We start from the raw sequence: 15,625 nt of genomic DNA, 5'->3' as shown, positions 1-15,625 counted from the left end.
CGTACCTGCATGTGCCCCGAGGCCTCATGCACACAAAGTAATCCTACGATCACCCGTCCGGCCATGGCGAACTCCGAAACGCCACCATTCGCCACCCCTTCGAATGAACTCCCGCCGACCTCCACGCGATTGACTTGACAGTGATCAACCCGCGAGCGGTGCACGGATGCACATCGGGGCGCACACCACGGCGCACACACCCGGTGGAGCTTCAACGCGCTGCCTGAACCGCGCCGCACCGGGGAGGTAGGGACAGAGCGTCACATGTGACGTCCGCTGCGTAACCGCCGGTACGCCGGACCCGTTGGAGGGGGCATGGGCTTCACGATCGGCAGCATCGGCAGTGGGCGGGGCATCCGCGATCTCCGGTCCGGCACCCGCCGGCGGGGTCGCGCGGTGACCCCCGAGTGCACGGCGGTGGCGGAGTTCACCGGGCTGTGGGGCTGGGACGTGGTGCCGGGGGCGCGGGCCGGCGGCGGCCGGTGCTCCTGCGGCCGGGCCGACTGCGCCGAGCCGGGCGCCCATCCGCTGGTCTTCGCGCCGGAGATCCCCGCCGGGGCGCCGCTGGACGAGGCGTGCGCGGCCTGGGCCCGGTACCCGGGGGCCGCGGTGATGCTGCCGGTGGGGCGGGCCTTCGACGTGATCGAGGTGGCGGAGGCCGCCGGGCGCCGGGCGCTGACGCGGCTGGAGCGGCTGGGCGTGCCGCTGGGCCCGGTGGTGGTCACCCCGCAGGGCCGCGCCCAGTTCTTCGTCGCCCCGGGCTCCGCCGACGGGCTGCCCGGGCTGCTCTACCGGATGGGCTGGGACGACCGGGCCGCCCTCGACCTGCACGGGCTGGGCCCCGGGAGCTGGATCACCGCCCCGCCGTCCGACCGCGGTGGCCGGGGCCCAGCCCGCTGGCTGCGCCCGCCGTCCCTGGACTCCGCGGCCCGTCCCCCGGCGGCCCCGCTGCTGCTCGGCGCCCTGGCCTACGTGGCCCACCGGTCCCGGGCGTGAACGACGGAGCGCCCGCCCCCGGTGGGGGCGGGCGCTCCGGGACGGACGGGGTCAGTCCCCGATGAGGGCGTCGACGAAGGCCTCCGGTTCGAACGGGGCCAGGTCGTCCGGGCCCTCCCCGAGCCCGATCAGCTTGACCGGCACGCCCAGCTCGCGCTGGACGGCGATCACGATGCCGCCCTTGGCGGTGCCGTCCAGCTTGGTGAGGACGATGCCGGTGATGTTGACGACCTCGGCGAAGACCCGGGCCTGGATCAGACCGTTCTGGCCGGTGGTGGCGTCGAGCACGAGGAGCACCTCGTCCAGCGGGGCCTGCTTCTCCACGACCCGCTTGACCTTGCCCAGCTCGTCCATGAGCCCGGTCTTGGTGTGCAGGCGCCCGGCGGTGTCGATGAGCACGACGTCGGCGCCGGTCTCCTTGCCCTCCTTGACCGCGTCGAAGGCGACGGAGGCCGGGTCGCCGCCCTCGGGGCCGCGCACGATGTGGGCGCCGACCCGCTCGCCCCAGGTCTGGAGCTGGTCGGCGGCGGCGGCGCGGAAGGTGTCGGCGGCGCCGAGGACCACCCCGCGGCCGTCCGCGACCAGGACCCGGGCCAGCTTGCCGGTGGTGGTGGTCTTGCCGGTGCCGTTGACCCCGACGACCATCACGACGCCGGGGCGGCTGCCGCCCGGTTCGGTCTTCACCTCCCGGTCCATGGCGGGGTCGACCAGCGCGAGCAGCTCCTCGCGCAGCAGGCCGCGCAGCTCGGCGGGGGTGCGGGTGCCCAGCACCCTGACCCGCTCGCGCAGCCGCTCGACCAGCTCCTGGGTCGGCTGCACGCCGACGTCGGCGATGAGCAGCGTCTCCTCGACCTCCTCCCAGGTGTCCTCGTCGAGGTGCTCGCGGGAGAGCAGGGTCAGCAGGCCCTTGCCGAGCGCGTTCTGCGAACGGGAGAGGCGGGCACGGAGCCGGACCAGACGGCCGGCGGTGGGCTCGGGAACCTCGACCGGAGGGACCTCGAGCTCTTCGACGACGGGCGGCTCCTCGACGGTGGCGGGGGCGCCGCCGCCGTCCGGGAGGTCGGCCTCCTCTATCGTCCGGCGCGGTTCGTCGCGGGGCTTCTCGGCCTCGTCGCCGACGTGCGGCTCGGCCGGAGGGGCGGTGATGTCGGGCGTCGAGGGCGGCGGAGGCAACTGCTTCCTGCGGCGGCTGCCCACCACCAGCCCGCCGAGCGCGCCGATCACCACCACGGCGATGACTACAGCAAGGATGACGATGTCCATAACTCGTCCAGTATCAGCCATGGCCTTCCGGCACAGCCCCTTTGCGGTGTCTCCCGGGGGCGGCGGGGGTCCGGGGCGGCGCCGCGCACCGGCACGGCGCGGGGGCCGGGACCGCCCCCGCGGTCGTCCGGCCCCGGCGTCCGGCCCCGGCGGGCGGGCCCCGCGCGCGGCCCCGGCCGCGCGGTCCGCCGCCGTCAGCCCATCTCCTCCAGGGCCTTGCCCTTCGTCTCCTTGACGAACCTCAGGACGAACGGGATGGAGAGCGCGGCGAAGCAGGTGTAGATCACGTACGTGCCGGACAGGTTCCAGTCGGCCAGCGAGGGGAAGCTCGCGGTGATGGCCCAGTTGGCGATCCACTGCGCCGAGGCGGCCACGCCCAGCGCGGCGGCGCGGATGCGGTTGGGGAACATCTCGCCGAGGAGGACCCAGACCACGACGCCCCAGGAGAGGGCGAAGAAGAGCACGAACCAGTGGGCGGCGAGCAGCGCGACCCAGCCCTGGGTGGCCGGGAGCTTCCCGTCGACCAGGTCGTAGGAGAAGGCCCAGGCCTCCATGGAGAGGCCGATGACCATGCCGACCGAGCCGATCAGGGCGAGCGGCTTGCGGCCGATGCGGTCCACGAAGATCATCGCGATCACGGTGCCGATGATGTTGATGATCGAGGTGGTGAACGAGTAGAGGAAGGAGTCCGTCGGGTCGATGCCGACCGACTGCCACAGCGTCGACGAGTAGTAGAACGCCACGTTGATGCCGACGAGCTGCTGGAAGGCCGAGAGGCCGATGCCGACCCAGACGATCGGCTTGAAGAAGTGGCTCCCGCCGCGCAGGTCCTTGAAGCTCGACTTCTCCTCGCGCCGCATCGCGTGCTCGATCTCCGCGATCCGGGCGTCGAAGTCGATGTGCTCGCCCTCGACCTCGGCGAGGATCCTCCGGGCCCGCTCCCGCTTGCCGACGGAGACCAGGAAGCGGGGCGACTCGGGGATGGCGAAGGACAGCAGCCCGTACAGGACGGCCGGGACGACCATCACCCCGAGCATGACCTGCCAGGCCTCCAGCCCCATCAGCCGGCCGCGCTGGTCGCCCCCGGCGGCGTTCAGCAGCCCCCAGTTGACGAGCTGCGACACGGCGATGCCGACGACGATGGCGGCCTGCTGGAAGGAGCCCAGCCGGCCGCGGTAGGCGGGCGGCGAGACCTCCGCGATGTAGGCGGGGCCGATCACCGAGGCCATGCCGATGGCGAAGCCGCCGATGATCCGCCACATGGCGAGGTCCCACAGCGCGAAGGGCAGGGCCGAGCCGACGGCGCTCACGGTGAAGAGCACCGAGGCGATCTGCATGCAGCGGATGCGGCCGATGCGGTCCGCGATCCGCCCGGCGGTGGCGGCGCCGATCGCGCAGCCGATCAGCGCGATGGCGATGACCTGGGCCAGCAGGGCGGAGCCCACGTCGTAGCGGTCCCGGACGGCCTCGACCGCGCCGTTGATGACGGAGCTGTCGTAGCCGAAGAGGAAGCCGCCCATCGCGGCCGCCGCCGCGATGAAGATGACGTGCCCGAGATGGTCGGGATGGGCCGTCCGGGCCGCTGGACCGGGTGTCTGAGGCGCGTTGGCCACGTGTACTCCTCCGACTGCCGGCAACGCTGCCGGGCGGTCCGTCCTCCCTGAACCCGAAAGGACATTCCGGATAAAAGCAACGTTGCAGAGACTATGCCTTCACATTCCGAAGTCAAAAGGACGAAGGCTCTCCGGTATTTCTGCGTCGAGACGCGTCACCACTCCTGTCCCGACTTCCGGAACTCATGTCGGGACTCCGGGGACGGAGCCCCCCGGACGGGGCCCGGGGGGCGGGGCGCTCCGGGCGGACGGGCCGTCGCGTTCGGCGGATGAACACCCGGCCGACGGGCATCGGGCACCCGCCCCCGGGCCCCGGGCACCGGCCCCGGCGCGCACCCGGCCGGCGGGTGCCTCGGGCGGGGGTTACCGGCGGCCCCGGCGGCCGGTCCGGAGCCGGTCCCCGGCGCGGACGGTCCCGGCGCGGACGGCCCAGGTGCGGACCGCCCCGGCCCGGCTAGCGGAGGCGCTGGCTGATGACCTTCGAGACTCCGTCGCCCTGCATGGACACGCCGTAGAGCGCGTCGGCGACCTCCATCGTCCGCTTCTGGTGCGTGATCACGATGAGCTGGGAGACCTCCTGGAGCTCCCGCATGATCCGGATCAGCCGCTGGAGGTTGGTGTCGTCGAGCGCCGCCTCCACCTCGTCCATGACGTAGAAGGGGCTGGGCCGCGCCCTGAAGATGGCCACCAGCAGGGCCACGGCGGTCAGCGACCGCTCGCCGCCGGAGAGCAGCGACAGCCGCTTGACCTTCTTGCCCGGCGGCCGGGCCTCGACGTCCACGCCCGTGGCGAGCATGTCGCCGGGGTCGGTCAGCACCAGCCGCCCCTCGCCGCCGGGGAAGAGGCGGCCGAAGACGCCCTCGAACTCCCGGGCCGTGTCCCGGAAGGCGTCCGTGAAGACCTGCTCGACCCGCTCGTCGACCTCCTTGACGACCTGGAGCAGGTCGGCGCGGGTCTTCCGCAGGTCCTCCAGCTGCTCGCCGAGGAACTGGTGGCGCTCCTCCAGCGCCGCGAACTCCTCCAGGGCCAGCGGGTTGACCTTGCCCAGCTGCTGGTGGGCCCGCTCGGCCGCCCTCAGCCGCCGCTCCTGCTCGTCCCGCACGAAGGGCCGGGGCAGGTCGCGGGGGTCCTCCGGACCTTCCGGGGGCCGCTCCCCCTCGGCGGGGGGCGAGGGGGGCACCGGCCGGTGCGGCCCGTACTCGGCCACCAGCGCCCCCGGTTCGACGCCCAGTTCCTCCAGCGCCCTCGTCTCCAGCTGCTCGATGCGCAGCCGCTTCTCGGCGCCGAGCACCTCGCCGCGGTGGACCGAGTCCGTCAGGGTGTCGAGCCGCGCGGTGAGATCGCGCGCGGCGGCCCGGGCGGTGGCCAGTTCGCCCTCGCACGCGGTCCGGGCCGTCTCGGCGGCGGCGCGCTCCGTCCCGGCGCGGACCAGGGAGACCTCGATGTGCGCCAGCAGTTGCCGGGCACCGGAGGCGACGGCCCCGGCGACCGCGGCCTCGTGGCGCAGCCGGGCCCGGCGCCGCTCGGCGCGGGCGCGGGCCTCGCGCTCGGCGCGGGCGGCGCGGTCGAGGGAGTCGGCGCGCCCGGCGAGCGCCTTGACCCGTTCCTCGTGGGTACGGGCCTGGAGACGGGCCTCCATCTCGGTCTGGCGGGCGTTGGCGCCGTCGGCGGCGAGCCGGTCACGGACGGCGGTGTCGGGCTCCTCCTCCACCGGCATCTCCTCGGCCGCGGTGAGCCGCTCCTCCATCTCCCCGGCCTCCGCCAGGGCGGTGTCCAGCGCCTCCTGGGCCCGCTCGGCCGCGGCGGCGGACCGCTCGGCCTCCCCGGCCGCGCCGCGCGCCTGCCCGGAGAGCCGTCCGAGGCGCTGGGCGACGGCGGACTTCTCCCGGTCGGCGGTGCGGCGCCGCTCCCCCAGTTCCTCGACGAGCCCGGCGGCCCCGGCGCGCTCCCCGGCGGCCGTGTCCTGGGCGGTTGCCAGCTCCCGGCAGCGCACGTCGAGTTCGGCGAGTTCGGCGGCGGCCTCGTCGACGGAGGCCCGCACCTCCAGCAGACTGGGCGCCCCGGCGGAGCCGCCGTGGGCGAAGTGGGCGCCGAGCAGGTCGCCCTCGGCGGTGACGGCGGTCAGCGCGGGCCGGGCGCGGACCAGTTCCTCGGCGTCCTCCAGGGTGCCGACGACGACGATCCCGCGCAGCAGGCGCCGTACGGCGGGCATCAGGTCGGCGGGGGCGCGCACCAGGTCGGCGGCGTAGCGGGCCCCGGCGGGCGGGGGCGGGGCCGTGTCGGCGGGGTCGTCGGGGCCGCCGGCGAGGAGGAGGGCGGCGCGGCCGGCGTCCTGCTTGCGCAGCAGCCGCAGGGCGTCGGCGGCGGCAGCGGCGGAGGTGACGGCGAGGGCGTCGGCGGCGGTGCCGAAGGCGGCGGCGAGGGCGGTCTCGTGACCGGGCGCCACGGTGAGGAGTCCGGCGGCGGGGCCGAACACACCGCCGAGCCGGTCCCGGGCGGCGAGCAGCGCCCCGGTGCCGTCCTTGCGGCGCAGCCCGAGGGCGAGGGCGTCGTGCCGGGCGCGGGTGGCGGCGCGGGCGCGCTCGGCGGCGGTGGCGGCCTCCCGGGCGGCGGCGAGGGCGGTCTCCGCCGAGGCGAGCCGCTGCCGGGCGGCCTCGTGCCGGGCGGCCAGGTCCCGGTCGTCGGCGTCGAGGGCGTCGACCTCGGCGCGCAGCGTCTCGTACTCCTCCCGGGCGGTGGCGGCGCGTTCCCGGGACTCGTCGCGGGCCGCGGCGAGGCGTTCGATCTCGGCCTGGGCGGCGGCGGCGCGCGAGCGGGCGGCGGCGGCCCGGCCGCTGAGCCGGGCGAGTCCCTCGCGGCGGTCGGCGAGGGCGCGGGCGGCGTCCTTGAGACGGCGTTCCTCGTGGGCGAGGGCGCGTTCGAGGTCGGCGCGGTGAGCGACGGTGTCCTCCAGGGCCCGTTCGGCGGCCTCCAGGGCGGCTTCGAGTTCCGCCTCCTGCTCGCGGACGCGGGCGGCCTCGCGTTCGAGTTCACCGGGGTCGCGGCCGGTGCGCTCCTCGGGGGGCGCGGAGGTGGCGCTGCGCACCCGGGCGTCGGCGAGGGAGACGGTGCCGCGCACCCGCTCGGCCAGTTGGGACAGTTCGTACCAGGTCTGCTGGGCGCGCCGGAGGCGGGGCGCGAGCCGGCGCGTCTCGTCCTCCAGGGCGGCCTCCCGGCTCAGGGCGGCGGCGAGGTCGCGTTCGGCGGCCTCCTTGCGTTCCTTGAGCGCGGCCTCGTCGGCGATCTCGGTGCTCAGGGCCTCGCGCAGCCGGACGAGGTCGTCGGCGAGCAGGCGCAGCCGGGCGTCGCGCAGGTCGGCCTGGATGACGGCGGCGCGGCGGGCGACGGCCGCCTGGCGGCCCAGGGGCTTGAGCTGGCGCCGGAGTTCGTCGGTGAGGTCCTGGACGCGGGCGAGGTTGGCCCGCATGGCGTCGAGTTTGCGGAGCGCCTTCTCCTTGCGCTTGCGGTGCTTGAGGACGCCGGCGGCCTCCTCGATGAAGGCGCGGCGGCCGGTGGGGTCGGCGTGCAGGACGGAGTCCAGGCGGCCCTGGCCGACGATGACGTGCATCTCGCGGCCGATGCCGGAGTCGGAGAGGAGTTCCTGGATGTCGAGGAGGCGGCAGGTGTCGCCGTTGATCCGGTACTCGCTGCCGCCGTTGCGGAACATGGTCCGCGTGATGGTGACCTCGGCGTACTCGATGGGGAGGGCGCCGTCGGAGTTGTCGATGGTGAGCGACACCTCGGCCCGGCCGAGCGGCGGGCGGCCGGTGGTGCCGGCGAAGATGACGTCCTCCATCTTGCCGCCGCGCAGGGTCTTGGCGCCCTGCTCGCCCATGACCCAGCTCAGCGCGTCGACGACGTTGGACTTGCCCGAGCCGTTGGGCCCGACCACGCAGGTGATGCCGGGTTCGAAGCGGAGCGTCGTCGCGGAGGCGAACGATTTGAAGCCGCGCAGGGTCAGGGCCTTCAGGTGCACGCCGCCGGACTCTACCGTCCGCCGGTGTCTCACTCCATGAACCGGTGAACGGCCGCGGTTTCGCCGGTGAACGCGGGGGGCACATCACGGTGAGAAGAGGGAGGGACGACGCGGGGGCGGAGAGGGCCGTCGGGCCGGGGCGCCGAGGACGGGCGGGAAGAAGAGAAGGGACGCCGGGGCGTCCCTTGCGACTCCGGCGGTTCAGCGACCGGGAGGTGAGTCCCGCCGCTGTCGCCGTCGTGGAGCGGTGCGGATGATGCGGTGATCAGGTGAGCGCAGGCTCCGCCTGGTGTGCGTCAACGCTCTCCATGATCCTGTCGTGAGAAGCGGCAGCCGCGAGTGCGTCGTTCTCCGCCTGGATGCGGAGGAGTTCCGATTCCAGGTCCTGGACGCGCTGCTGGAGCCGTCGCATCTCGGCGAGGAGTCGCGGGTCGGAGCCGCCGACGTAACCGAGAAGCGCCTTTGCCATGATGGATGGTCCTCCACAATGAGTGACCGACCGAAGCGGTGTGGGTCGTGAGGGATCGCACCCGCGGTGCTTGGCACTCTGGAGTTCTTGCGTGTTCTTGCTGGCCTTCGACCATGCCAAACAGCGGAGGTGCGCGGGGCTTTCAGCCTCTCACCAAAAAGTTTGACGGTCAACACGATCACGCCCCGCACGGGCCTCCGCCCGGGGGACGCGCGGCTCCGGCGCGGCGCGGCGGCGGCGCTTCGGGGGCCCGGGGGGCGTGGCGGTCGTTCCGTGCGGCGGAGCCTGTCACGGTGCGGCGTTCTTGGCAACCACCTGCCCGTTCTCCCTCCGGGCGGCCCGGCGACGGCCCGTCGTCCGAAGGCCGCCGCCGGGCCGCGGTCAGCGGATGGCGAAGCCCTCGTAGCCGCCCCGGGGTGTGTCCCAGATCTCGGTGACGCCGTCAACACGGCCGGGCGTGTCGTCCCCGTGCAGCCACTCCAGCAGCGCCTCGCAGCGCTCCCGGGGGCCCTCCGCGACCACCTGGACCCGCCCGTCGGCCACATTGAGAGCAAAACCACTCAGGCCCCCGAGCTCCAGCGCCCTGGCCCGCGTGAACCAGCGGAATCCCACGCCCTGCACCTGTCCGCGCACCCACGCGACCAGTCGTACGTCCTCGTTCATGAGTGCAACCTAGCCAACTGGTGCCACTCGGCACACTTCCTCCCCTTGCGTCATGGGGTACCGTCCCGACCCAGTGAACTCTTGAGCAAACTCACTCGATCGTGTGAAGTTCGCAAGGGTGATCGTTGCCATGGTGAACGTGGGGCCGCGGGGACGCGCACGGGCGCCGGCACGAGGAAGGCCAGGACAGAGGAAGGCCAGACATGGGACGCCACCGCCGCTCCGACGCCGGCCGTGCCGGAGGGGACCGCCCCGAGGGGGCCGGGCAGCCGGACGGCGCCGCCCCCGAGGGCCGCGCGCCGCGCTCCCCGGAACCGGTGGAGCACCCGCCCACCATGGGCTCCGCGCCCTACCTGGACTCCGACGCCTACGCCGAGGCCCGTGCCCGGAGCGACGCCTACCTGTACGCCTCCGGCGAGCCGGCCGGGGACGGCGGCTCCGGGTCCGGCCGCGCGGGACGGGCCCCGGAGGAGGCCGCGGGCTCCCCGCCCGCAGGCCGGGGCGCCGGGGACGCGGAGCGGGGCCGCCGCAGGCGTCTGGTCACCCCCGTCCGCACCGGGCTGCTCGGGATCACCGCCGCCGTCGCCCTCGGCACGGTCGCGGTGGCCACGGGCGCGGTGCCCGGCCTGGACAGCTACACCCTCGGCGGCAGCGGCTCCGGCGGCGAGCGCGCGCGGTCCGCCGGGGCACCGACCAACTCCCCCGCCGGTCAGGGCGGCACCTCCGGCGCCGTCGAGGAGGGCCCCTCCGGCGGCGGCACCGGCACCGGCCGGGGCACCGCCCCCTCCACCGGCTCCACCGCCCCCTCCGCGTCCGCGACGGACCCGTCGGCACCGGCGTCGGCGTCCCCGTCGCCCTCCACGCCCCCCTCCCCCTCCGCCTCCGCGCCGTCGGCGGCGGCGACCCCGGAGCCCGCGGCGCCGTCCCGGACGCCCTCCCGCGCCGCCGGGCCCGGCGAGGACCGGCCGGACACCGCCGCGCCGGACACCGGGGCGCCGGAGTCCGCCGCGCCGGCGCCCGCCCGCCCGCGCGCCCTCCCCCGGCCCCCCGCGCCCAGCGCCCCCGCTGCCGCGCCCGATCCGGCGGTCGCCGCCGCCGAGGCCGTCGCCCTCGTCAACGAGGAGCGGGGCCGGGCCGGGTGCAGCCCCGTCGCCTCCAGCAGCGCGCTGCGGGAACTCGCCGAGGCGTTCAGCCGGGCCATGGCCGCGCAGGGCTTCTTCGACCACACCGACCCCGCCGGGGCCACCCCCTGGGACCGTGCCGAGGCCGCCGGGATATCCGGTCTGGGCGCCGAGAACATCGCCCGCGGCCAGTCCGGCGCCCGGTCCGTCATGGACGCCTGGATGGACAGCCCGGGCCACCGGGCCAACATCCTGAACTGCGACTTCACGACCCTGGGCGTGGGCGTCCACTTCGGCGCCGGCGGTCCCTGGTGGACCCAGGAGTTCGGATACTGAGACGGCTCCGGGCCGGGGACCACCGGGACCACCGGCCTCCGGGCCCCCCGGGGCGCGGATGGCCGGGGCCCGCCGCGCCGGCGGCCGGAAAGGGTGTCCTGCGCGGACGCCCCCGGGTCCCTACGCTGGGGACATGTCGACCTCGCGGCCGGAGTCCCCGTACGACGTGTTCTCCCGGGAGTGCCCCTCGCGCGCCGCCCTGGAGCACGTGACCGGACGCTGGGGCGCGCTGACGCTCGGCGCGCTGGCCGGGGGGTCGCTGCGCTTCAACGAGCTGCGCCGCCGGATCGGCGGGGTCAGCGAGAAGATGCTGTCGCAGACGCTGCACGCCCTGGAGCGCGACGGCCTGGTGCACCGCGAGGCCCGGCTCACCAATCCGCCCCGGGTCGACTACGAGCTGACACCGCCGGGCCGCGAGGTCGCCACCCGGCTGACGGCGCTCTTCGCGTGCCTGGAGGAGCGGATGGACGGGGTGCTCGCCTCCCGCGAGCGCTACGACGCCCGCCCGGCCCCGGAGCCGCGTCCCTAGGGGATGCCCCGGACGGGCCTTCGGGGGGCCGTCCCCGAGAAGCCGTCCGCGGCGGGCGCGAGAGGGCGCCGTCCCTAGGCGTCCGTCCGCGGCGGGCGCTGGCAGCGGGGGCAGTAGTGGCTGGAGCGGTTCATCCACGGGCGGCGGCGCATCGGTGTCCCACAGCGGCGGCAGGGCAGGCCCTCGCGGCCGTAGGCGTCCAGGGAGCGGTCGAAGTAGCCGGACTCGCCGTTGACGTTGACGTAGAGGCTGTCGAAGCTGGTGCCGCCGACGTCGAGGGCGGCGTTCATCACGTCCCGGACGTGGCCGAGGAGTTCCAGGGCGCGGGGGCGGGTGAGGGAGGCGGTGGGGCGGTCGTAGTGCAGGCGGGAGCGCCAGAGCGCCTCGTCGGCGTAGATGTTGCCGACGCCGCTGATCAGGGACTGGTCGAGCAGGGCCCGCTTGACGGTGGTGCGCTTGCGGCGGAGCGCCCGGTGGAAGGCCTCGTCGTCGAAGAGCGGGTCGAGGGGGTCGCGGGCGATGTGCGCGATCACCTCGGGCAGCCCGTCGGCCCCGGTGTCGTGGAGCGAGAGGCCCCCGAAGGTGCGCTGGTCGACGAAGCGGAGTTCGGTGCCGAGGTCGTCGTCGAAGCCGACGCGGACCCGCAGATGGGTCTCGGCGGGTGCCTCGTGCGGCTGGACCAGGAGCTGGCCGCTCATGCCCAGGTGGGCCAGGACGGCCTGACCGCTCTCCTCCAGCGGCAGCCAGAGGTACTTGCCGCGGCGGCGGGGGACGCCGACGCGGTGGCCGCGCAGCCGGTCGGTGAAGTCCAGGGCTCCGGCCGGATGGCGGCGCACGGCGCGCGGGTGCAGCACCTCGGCGTCGGCGACGGTGCGGTGGGCGACCCACCGTTCCAGTCCGCGCCGGACGACCTCGACCTCGGGCAGTTCGGGCATGTGCGTCTCCCACGGCGGGCACGCCGAGCGCCCGCCCCGGACGGGGACGGGCGCTCGGGCCGTGCGGTGTCGGTCAGGCCGGTGCGGACGTCCCGTCGGCGGACGTCCCGCCGGCGGTGGCGTCGACAGCGGTGGCGTCGACGGCGTCCGCTTCCGCGCGGGCGCGTTCGTCGGCGGCGGCGCGGATGGACCGCCAGGCGGATTCCGCGGCCTGCTGTTCGGCCTCCTTCTTGCTGCGGCCGGTGCCGGTGCCGTACGAGACGCCTCCGACGCGGGCGGCAGCAGTGAAGGTCTTCTCGTGGTCCGGGCCGGTCTCCGTGACCAGGTACTCGGGGACACCGAGCCCCTCGGTCGCGGTGAGCTCCTGGAGACTGGTCTTCCAGTCCAGTCCGGCACCGAGGTTGGAGGACTTCTCGATCAACGGGTCGAACAGCCGGTGCACCAGCTCCGACGCCGCGTCCAGACCCCGGTCGAGGTAGACGGCGCCGATCACCGCTTCGAGGGTGTCGGCGAGGATGGACGCCTTGTCCCGGCCGCCCGTTCCCTCTTCACCGCGGCCGAGCCGGATGAAGGAGCCCAGGTCGAGCCCTCGGCTCACCTGTGCCAGCGCACGCGAGTTGACCACCGCGGCCCGGAGCTTGGCCAGCTGGCCCTCGGGCAGGTCGGGGTGGGTGCGGTACAGCGTGTCGGTGACGACGAGGCCGAGGACGGAGTCACCGAGGAACTCCAGCCGCTCGTTCGTCGGCAGACCGCCGTTCTCGTACGCGTAGGAACGGTGGGTCAGCGCACGCACCAGAAGGGCGGACTCGATCTCATAGCCGAGCCGCCCTTCCAGAAGCGTGTGGGACGAGGCCTGCTTGTCGCCCGCGGCGCCCCCGCGTCGACGGGGACCGCTGGCTTCGGCGTCTTCCGCCTTCTTGGCAGTGGACACAGTGCCTCTCACCAGCCGCTCAGACCTCGAGGACCTGGCGCTTGTTGTAGGTGCCGCACGACGGGCACGCGATGTGCTGCAGCTTGGGCTCGTGGCAGCGCTCGCACGCAACCAGGGTGGGGACCGCAGCCTTCCACTGCGACCGGCGGTGGCGCGTGTTGCTGCGCGACATCTTCCGCTTCGGAACAGCCACGGCTACTTCTCCTGCTTCTCGGCGGCGTCTGCTGAACGAGGCGCGTCGCCGCTCATATCGTCCTTCTCGCCGTCTCCGAGTGATCCGGCGAGTCCCTGCAATGCCGCCCAACGGATGTCGACGGCGTCGTGGTGGTGGTCCGGATCGTCCGCCAGGCGCGCTCCGCACTCGGAGCACAGACCCGGGCAGTCCTCCCGGCACACCGGCTGCATCGGCAGTGCGAGCACCACCGCATCACGCAGCACGGTCTCGAGGCCGATCAGACCGTCCTCGACGAAGAGCCTGTCCTCGTCGTCCTCGGCGTCGTCGCCCGGTTCCGCGGTCACGCGGCCCCGGTCGTCGGCGTCAGGGTACGAGAACATCTCCTGGAACTCCGCTTCGAGCTGCTGCCCGACCGGCTCCAGACACCTTACGCACTCCCCCTCGGCCCGGGCACGGGCGGTGCCCGTGACGAGCACCCCTTCCATGACCGACTCCAGCCGCAGCTCCAGCTCCAGCGGGGCGCCTTCCGGCACTCCGATGACTCCCGGGACACCGAGGTCCCGGGGAGCGTCGACCGTGCGGGTGAGGCGCTGGAGCGCACCGGGCCGCCGTCCCAGCTCGTGTGTGTCGAACACGAGGGGATCGCGGTGGTCGAGGCGCGTGTTCAGGGCCGTCCTGCTTTCGGTCTTCATGGCTGGATCTTCACGACGGGGGGAGGAACGCCGCCCTGCGGTGTCCCCGGGCAGCGCTGATCGCGGACATAGGCGCGACCGAGGAGCCAGGATACTTGACCATCGGCTCTCGTCCCAATCCGGTTCCCGGCGGCCCCTGCGGCCGGGCTCCGCCGGGGGCGGCCCGGCTCAGAGACCGCGCCCCTGCTCGTAGGCCCTGAGCTGCTCGGCGCTGATCATGCTGGTGTCGAAGAGACTGGTCTCGTCGAGGGCCTGCGGCTGCTGCGGCGCGGTCCCCGGGGGCGGCGGGAGCTGCTGCGGCTGGGCGTAGGACGGGGTGGCGTCGTAGGCGGCCTGCTGCCCGCCGTCGTAGCCCTGGTAGGCGTAGGGGTCGGGCTGCCGGTCCGGGTAGCCGTAGGCGTCCCGGCCGCCGTCGTATCCCTGCTGGTAGCCGCCGCCGTACGGGTCGGCGTCCTGCTGCGGGTAGCCGTACGCCGGCTGGGGCGGCTCCGGGGCGGCGTGGGCCACCGCGGGCTCCGGGACGGCGTACTCCCGCTGCCGGGGCGGCCCGGCCGGGGTCTCGGCGAGGCCGGCGAGGTCCGCGAGGTAGTCGGCGTCGCTGGAGTGCTGGAAGGTGGTCGGGTCGTCGGCGAGGGCGCCGAGGTCGTCGGTGGCGATCCGGCCGTGGAGCTTCTGGCGGCCCCGGCCGACCGCCTCCAGGGTCTTGGCGAGCACCGCCTCGAAGGCCCCGAGCTTGGCGTCGACGTAGGCGTCGGCGTCGCGGCGCAGGATCTCCGGGTCGTGGCTGCGCTCGGGGGCGTCCTCGTCCTCGTAGCCGTTCTCGTCCAGGCCGGGTCCGGTGCCCAGGAGCTTCTCCCGGCCGCGGCCGACGGAGCCGAGGGTCTTGGTGAGGACGACCTCGAAGTTGGCGAGCTTGGAGTCGACGTAGTCGTCGGCCTCGGCGCGGACCTCCTCGGCCTCCTGGCGGGCGTCGGTGAGGATGCGGTCGGCCTCGGCCTGGGAGCGGCGGGCCACCTCGGTGCCGGAGATCAGGGAGCCGCGCTCGGCGTGCGCGCCCTCGATGATCCGCCCGGCCTCCTCGCGGGCCCGGGCGACCATCTGCTCGCGGTCGCCGATCAGCTCCTGGGCCTGGGCGAGGGAGCCGGGCAGGTCGGCGCGGAGCTCCTCCAGCAGGGCGAGCAGCTCGGCGCGGTTGATCACGCACGAGGCGGACATGGGCATGGCGCGGGCGCCCGAGACCAACCCGGTGATCTCGTCGAGCTTCTTCTGCACGTCCACCGTGGCTCGCCACTCTCTACGACTGTGTTGGAGACGGACGGGACGACTGTACGACCCCGGGGTGCCGGTGGGACACCGGGTGACGGTTTGTCAGGCTCCCGGCCCGGCGCCCGGCGCGGTCACTCCCCCCGCAGCCGTGCGGTGAGGGGGCCCAGGACCAGTGGCGGCACCAGGTGGGAGACGTCGCCGCCCCACGTCGCGACCTCCTTGACCAGGGAGGAGGACAGGAAGCTGTAGGTCGGGTTGGTGGGGATGAAGAGGGTCTCGACACCGGAGAGGCCGTTGTTCATCTGGGCCATCTGGAGTTCGTAGTCGAAGTCGCTGACGGCGCGCAGGCCCTTGACGATGGCGGGGATCTCGCGCTGCTTGCAGAAGTCGACGAGGAGCCCGTGGAAGGACTCCACGCGGACGTTCCCGTACTCGGCGGTGACCTGGCGGATGAAGTCGATGCGCTCCTCGATCGTGAAGAGGCCCTTCTTCGACTGGTTGATCATCACCGCCACATAGACCTCGTCGTAGAGGCTGGAGGCACGGGCGATGATGTCGAGGTGTCCGTTGGTGATGGGGTCGAACGACCCGGGACAGACGGCGCGGCGCACTTGGGTTTCC

At 74.3% G+C, this 15,625-nt stretch carries 14 protein-coding genes; 3 read left to right on the top strand and 11 right to left on the bottom strand.

The annotated features are described in order from the left end of the window. Positions 1-315: 315 nt before the first annotated feature. Positions 316-996 carry a bifunctional DNA primase/polymerase gene (locus ACZ7LB_RS19660; RefSeq protein WP_471469732.1) on the top strand — a complete coding sequence of 227 codons (681 nt, stop codon included), beginning with the start codon at positions 316-318 and terminating at the stop codon, positions 994-996. Between the two features lie 51 nt (positions 997-1,047). Here the strand turns inward: ACZ7LB_RS19660 and ftsY are convergent, their stop codons facing one another. From ftsY to ACZ7LB_RS19635, 5 genes are all read right to left on the bottom strand, one after another. Further along, positions 1,048-2,259 carry a signal recognition particle-docking protein FtsY gene (gene ftsY / locus ACZ7LB_RS19655; protein WP_471469808.1) on the bottom strand — a complete coding sequence of 404 codons (1,212 nt, stop codon included), beginning with the start codon at positions 2,257-2,259 and terminating at the stop codon, positions 1,048-1,050. A 194-nt stretch (positions 2,260-2,453) separates the two neighbouring features. Beyond that, entirely contained in the window at positions 2,454-3,872 is a 1,419-nt protein-coding gene (locus ACZ7LB_RS19650; protein ID WP_471469730.1) for a sugar porter family MFS transporter, read from the bottom strand. A 454-nt stretch (positions 3,873-4,326) separates the two neighbouring features. Beyond that, on the bottom strand, positions 4,327-7,887 hold the full coding sequence (gene smc, locus ACZ7LB_RS19645) for a chromosome segregation protein SMC (protein WP_471469728.1): 3,561 nt from the start codon (positions 7,885-7,887) through the stop codon (positions 4,327-4,329). Positions 7,888-8,152: 265 nt separating this feature from the next. Beyond that, on the bottom strand, positions 8,153-8,356 hold the full coding sequence (locus ACZ7LB_RS19640) for a hypothetical protein (RefSeq protein WP_471469727.1): 204 nt from the start codon (positions 8,354-8,356) through the stop codon (positions 8,153-8,155). 381 nt (positions 8,357-8,737) lie between these two features. After that, positions 8,738-9,019 (bottom strand): acylphosphatase, encoded by a 282-nt coding sequence (locus ACZ7LB_RS19635; protein WP_161225549.1) that lies wholly within the window; start codon positions 9,017-9,019, stop codon positions 8,738-8,740. A 203-nt stretch (positions 9,020-9,222) separates the two neighbouring features. Between ACZ7LB_RS19635 and ACZ7LB_RS19630 the strand changes: the two genes are divergently transcribed. Beyond that, positions 9,223-10,476, top strand: coding sequence for a CAP domain-containing protein (locus ACZ7LB_RS19630; RefSeq protein WP_471469725.1), 1,254 nt, complete (start codon positions 9,223-9,225; stop codon positions 10,474-10,476). Between the two features lie 133 nt (positions 10,477-10,609). After that, positions 10,610-11,005, top strand: coding sequence for a winged helix-turn-helix transcriptional regulator (locus ACZ7LB_RS19625; RefSeq protein WP_471469723.1), 396 nt, complete (start codon positions 10,610-10,612; stop codon positions 11,003-11,005). Between the two features lie 74 nt (positions 11,006-11,079). Here ACZ7LB_RS19625 and mutM read toward each other — a convergent pair whose 3' ends face one another. The 6 genes from mutM to coaD form a co-directional block, all read right to left on the bottom strand. Beyond that, positions 11,080-11,940 (bottom strand): bifunctional DNA-formamidopyrimidine glycosylase/DNA-(apurinic or apyrimidinic site) lyase, encoded by an 861-nt coding sequence (gene mutM, locus ACZ7LB_RS19620; protein ID WP_471469722.1) that lies wholly within the window; start codon positions 11,938-11,940, stop codon positions 11,080-11,082. A gap of 73 nt (positions 11,941-12,013) precedes the next feature. After that, positions 12,014-12,883: a ribonuclease III gene (rnc, locus tag ACZ7LB_RS19615; RefSeq protein WP_471469721.1), complete on the bottom strand. Its 870-nt coding sequence runs from the start codon at positions 12,881-12,883 to the stop codon at positions 12,014-12,016. A 7-nt stretch (positions 12,884-12,890) separates the two neighbouring features. Then, on the bottom strand, positions 12,891-13,064 hold the full coding sequence (rpmF, locus tag ACZ7LB_RS19610; RefSeq protein ID WP_007493396.1) for a 50S ribosomal protein L32: 174 nt from the start codon (positions 13,062-13,064) through the stop codon (positions 12,891-12,893). Between the two features lie 2 nt (positions 13,065-13,066). Further along, complete coding sequence (locus ACZ7LB_RS19605; protein WP_265294504.1) at positions 13,067-13,738, bottom strand: YceD family protein; 672 nt, start codon at positions 13,736-13,738, stop codon at positions 13,067-13,069. Between the two features lie 168 nt (positions 13,739-13,906). Beyond that, positions 13,907-15,016 carry an ATP synthase F0 subunit B gene (locus ACZ7LB_RS19600; RefSeq protein WP_471469719.1) on the bottom strand — a complete coding sequence of 370 codons (1,110 nt, stop codon included), beginning with the start codon at positions 15,014-15,016 and terminating at the stop codon, positions 13,907-13,909. Positions 15,017-15,135: 119 nt separating this feature from the next. Next, complete coding sequence (coaD, locus tag ACZ7LB_RS19595) at positions 15,136-15,615, bottom strand: pantetheine-phosphate adenylyltransferase (protein ID WP_471469717.1); 480 nt, start codon at positions 15,613-15,615, stop codon at positions 15,136-15,138. Positions 15,616-15,625: the final 10 nt, after the last annotated feature.

The sequence above is a fragment of the Streptomyces sp. NPDC107521 genome (assembly GCF_055598485.1).
Note: the sequence above shows the minus strand (reverse complement) of the source record. Positions and strands in the feature narration are given on the sequence as shown.

What these genes read in the sequence shown, in the direction of transcription:
- mutM (WP_471469722.1), bottom strand. Translation starts at nt 11,940, where the DNA reads ATGCCCGAACTGCCCGAGGTCGAGGTCGTCCGGCGCGGACTGGAACGG.
- ACZ7LB_RS19660 (WP_471469732.1), top strand. Translation starts at nt 316, where the DNA reads ATGGGCTTCACGATCGGCAGCATCGGCAGTGGGCGGGGCATCCGCGAT.
- ACZ7LB_RS19635 (WP_161225549.1), bottom strand. Translation starts at nt 9,019, where the DNA reads ATGAACGAGGACGTACGACTGGTCGCGTGGGTGCGCGGACAGGTGCAG.
- ACZ7LB_RS19605 (WP_265294504.1), bottom strand. Translation starts at nt 13,738, where the DNA reads ATGAAGACCGAAAGCAGGACGGCCCTGAACACGCGCCTCGACCACCGC.
- ACZ7LB_RS19630 (WP_471469725.1), top strand. Translation starts at nt 9,223, where the DNA reads ATGGGACGCCACCGCCGCTCCGACGCCGGCCGTGCCGGAGGGGACCGC.
- ACZ7LB_RS19640 (WP_471469727.1), bottom strand. Translation starts at nt 8,356, where the DNA reads ATGGCAAAGGCGCTTCTCGGTTACGTCGGCGGCTCCGACCCGCGACTC.
- ACZ7LB_RS19625 (WP_471469723.1), top strand. Translation starts at nt 10,610, where the DNA reads ATGTCGACCTCGCGGCCGGAGTCCCCGTACGACGTGTTCTCCCGGGAG.
- ftsY (WP_471469808.1), bottom strand. Translation starts at nt 2,259, where the DNA reads ATGGACATCGTCATCCTTGCTGTAGTCATCGCCGTGGTGGTGATCGGC.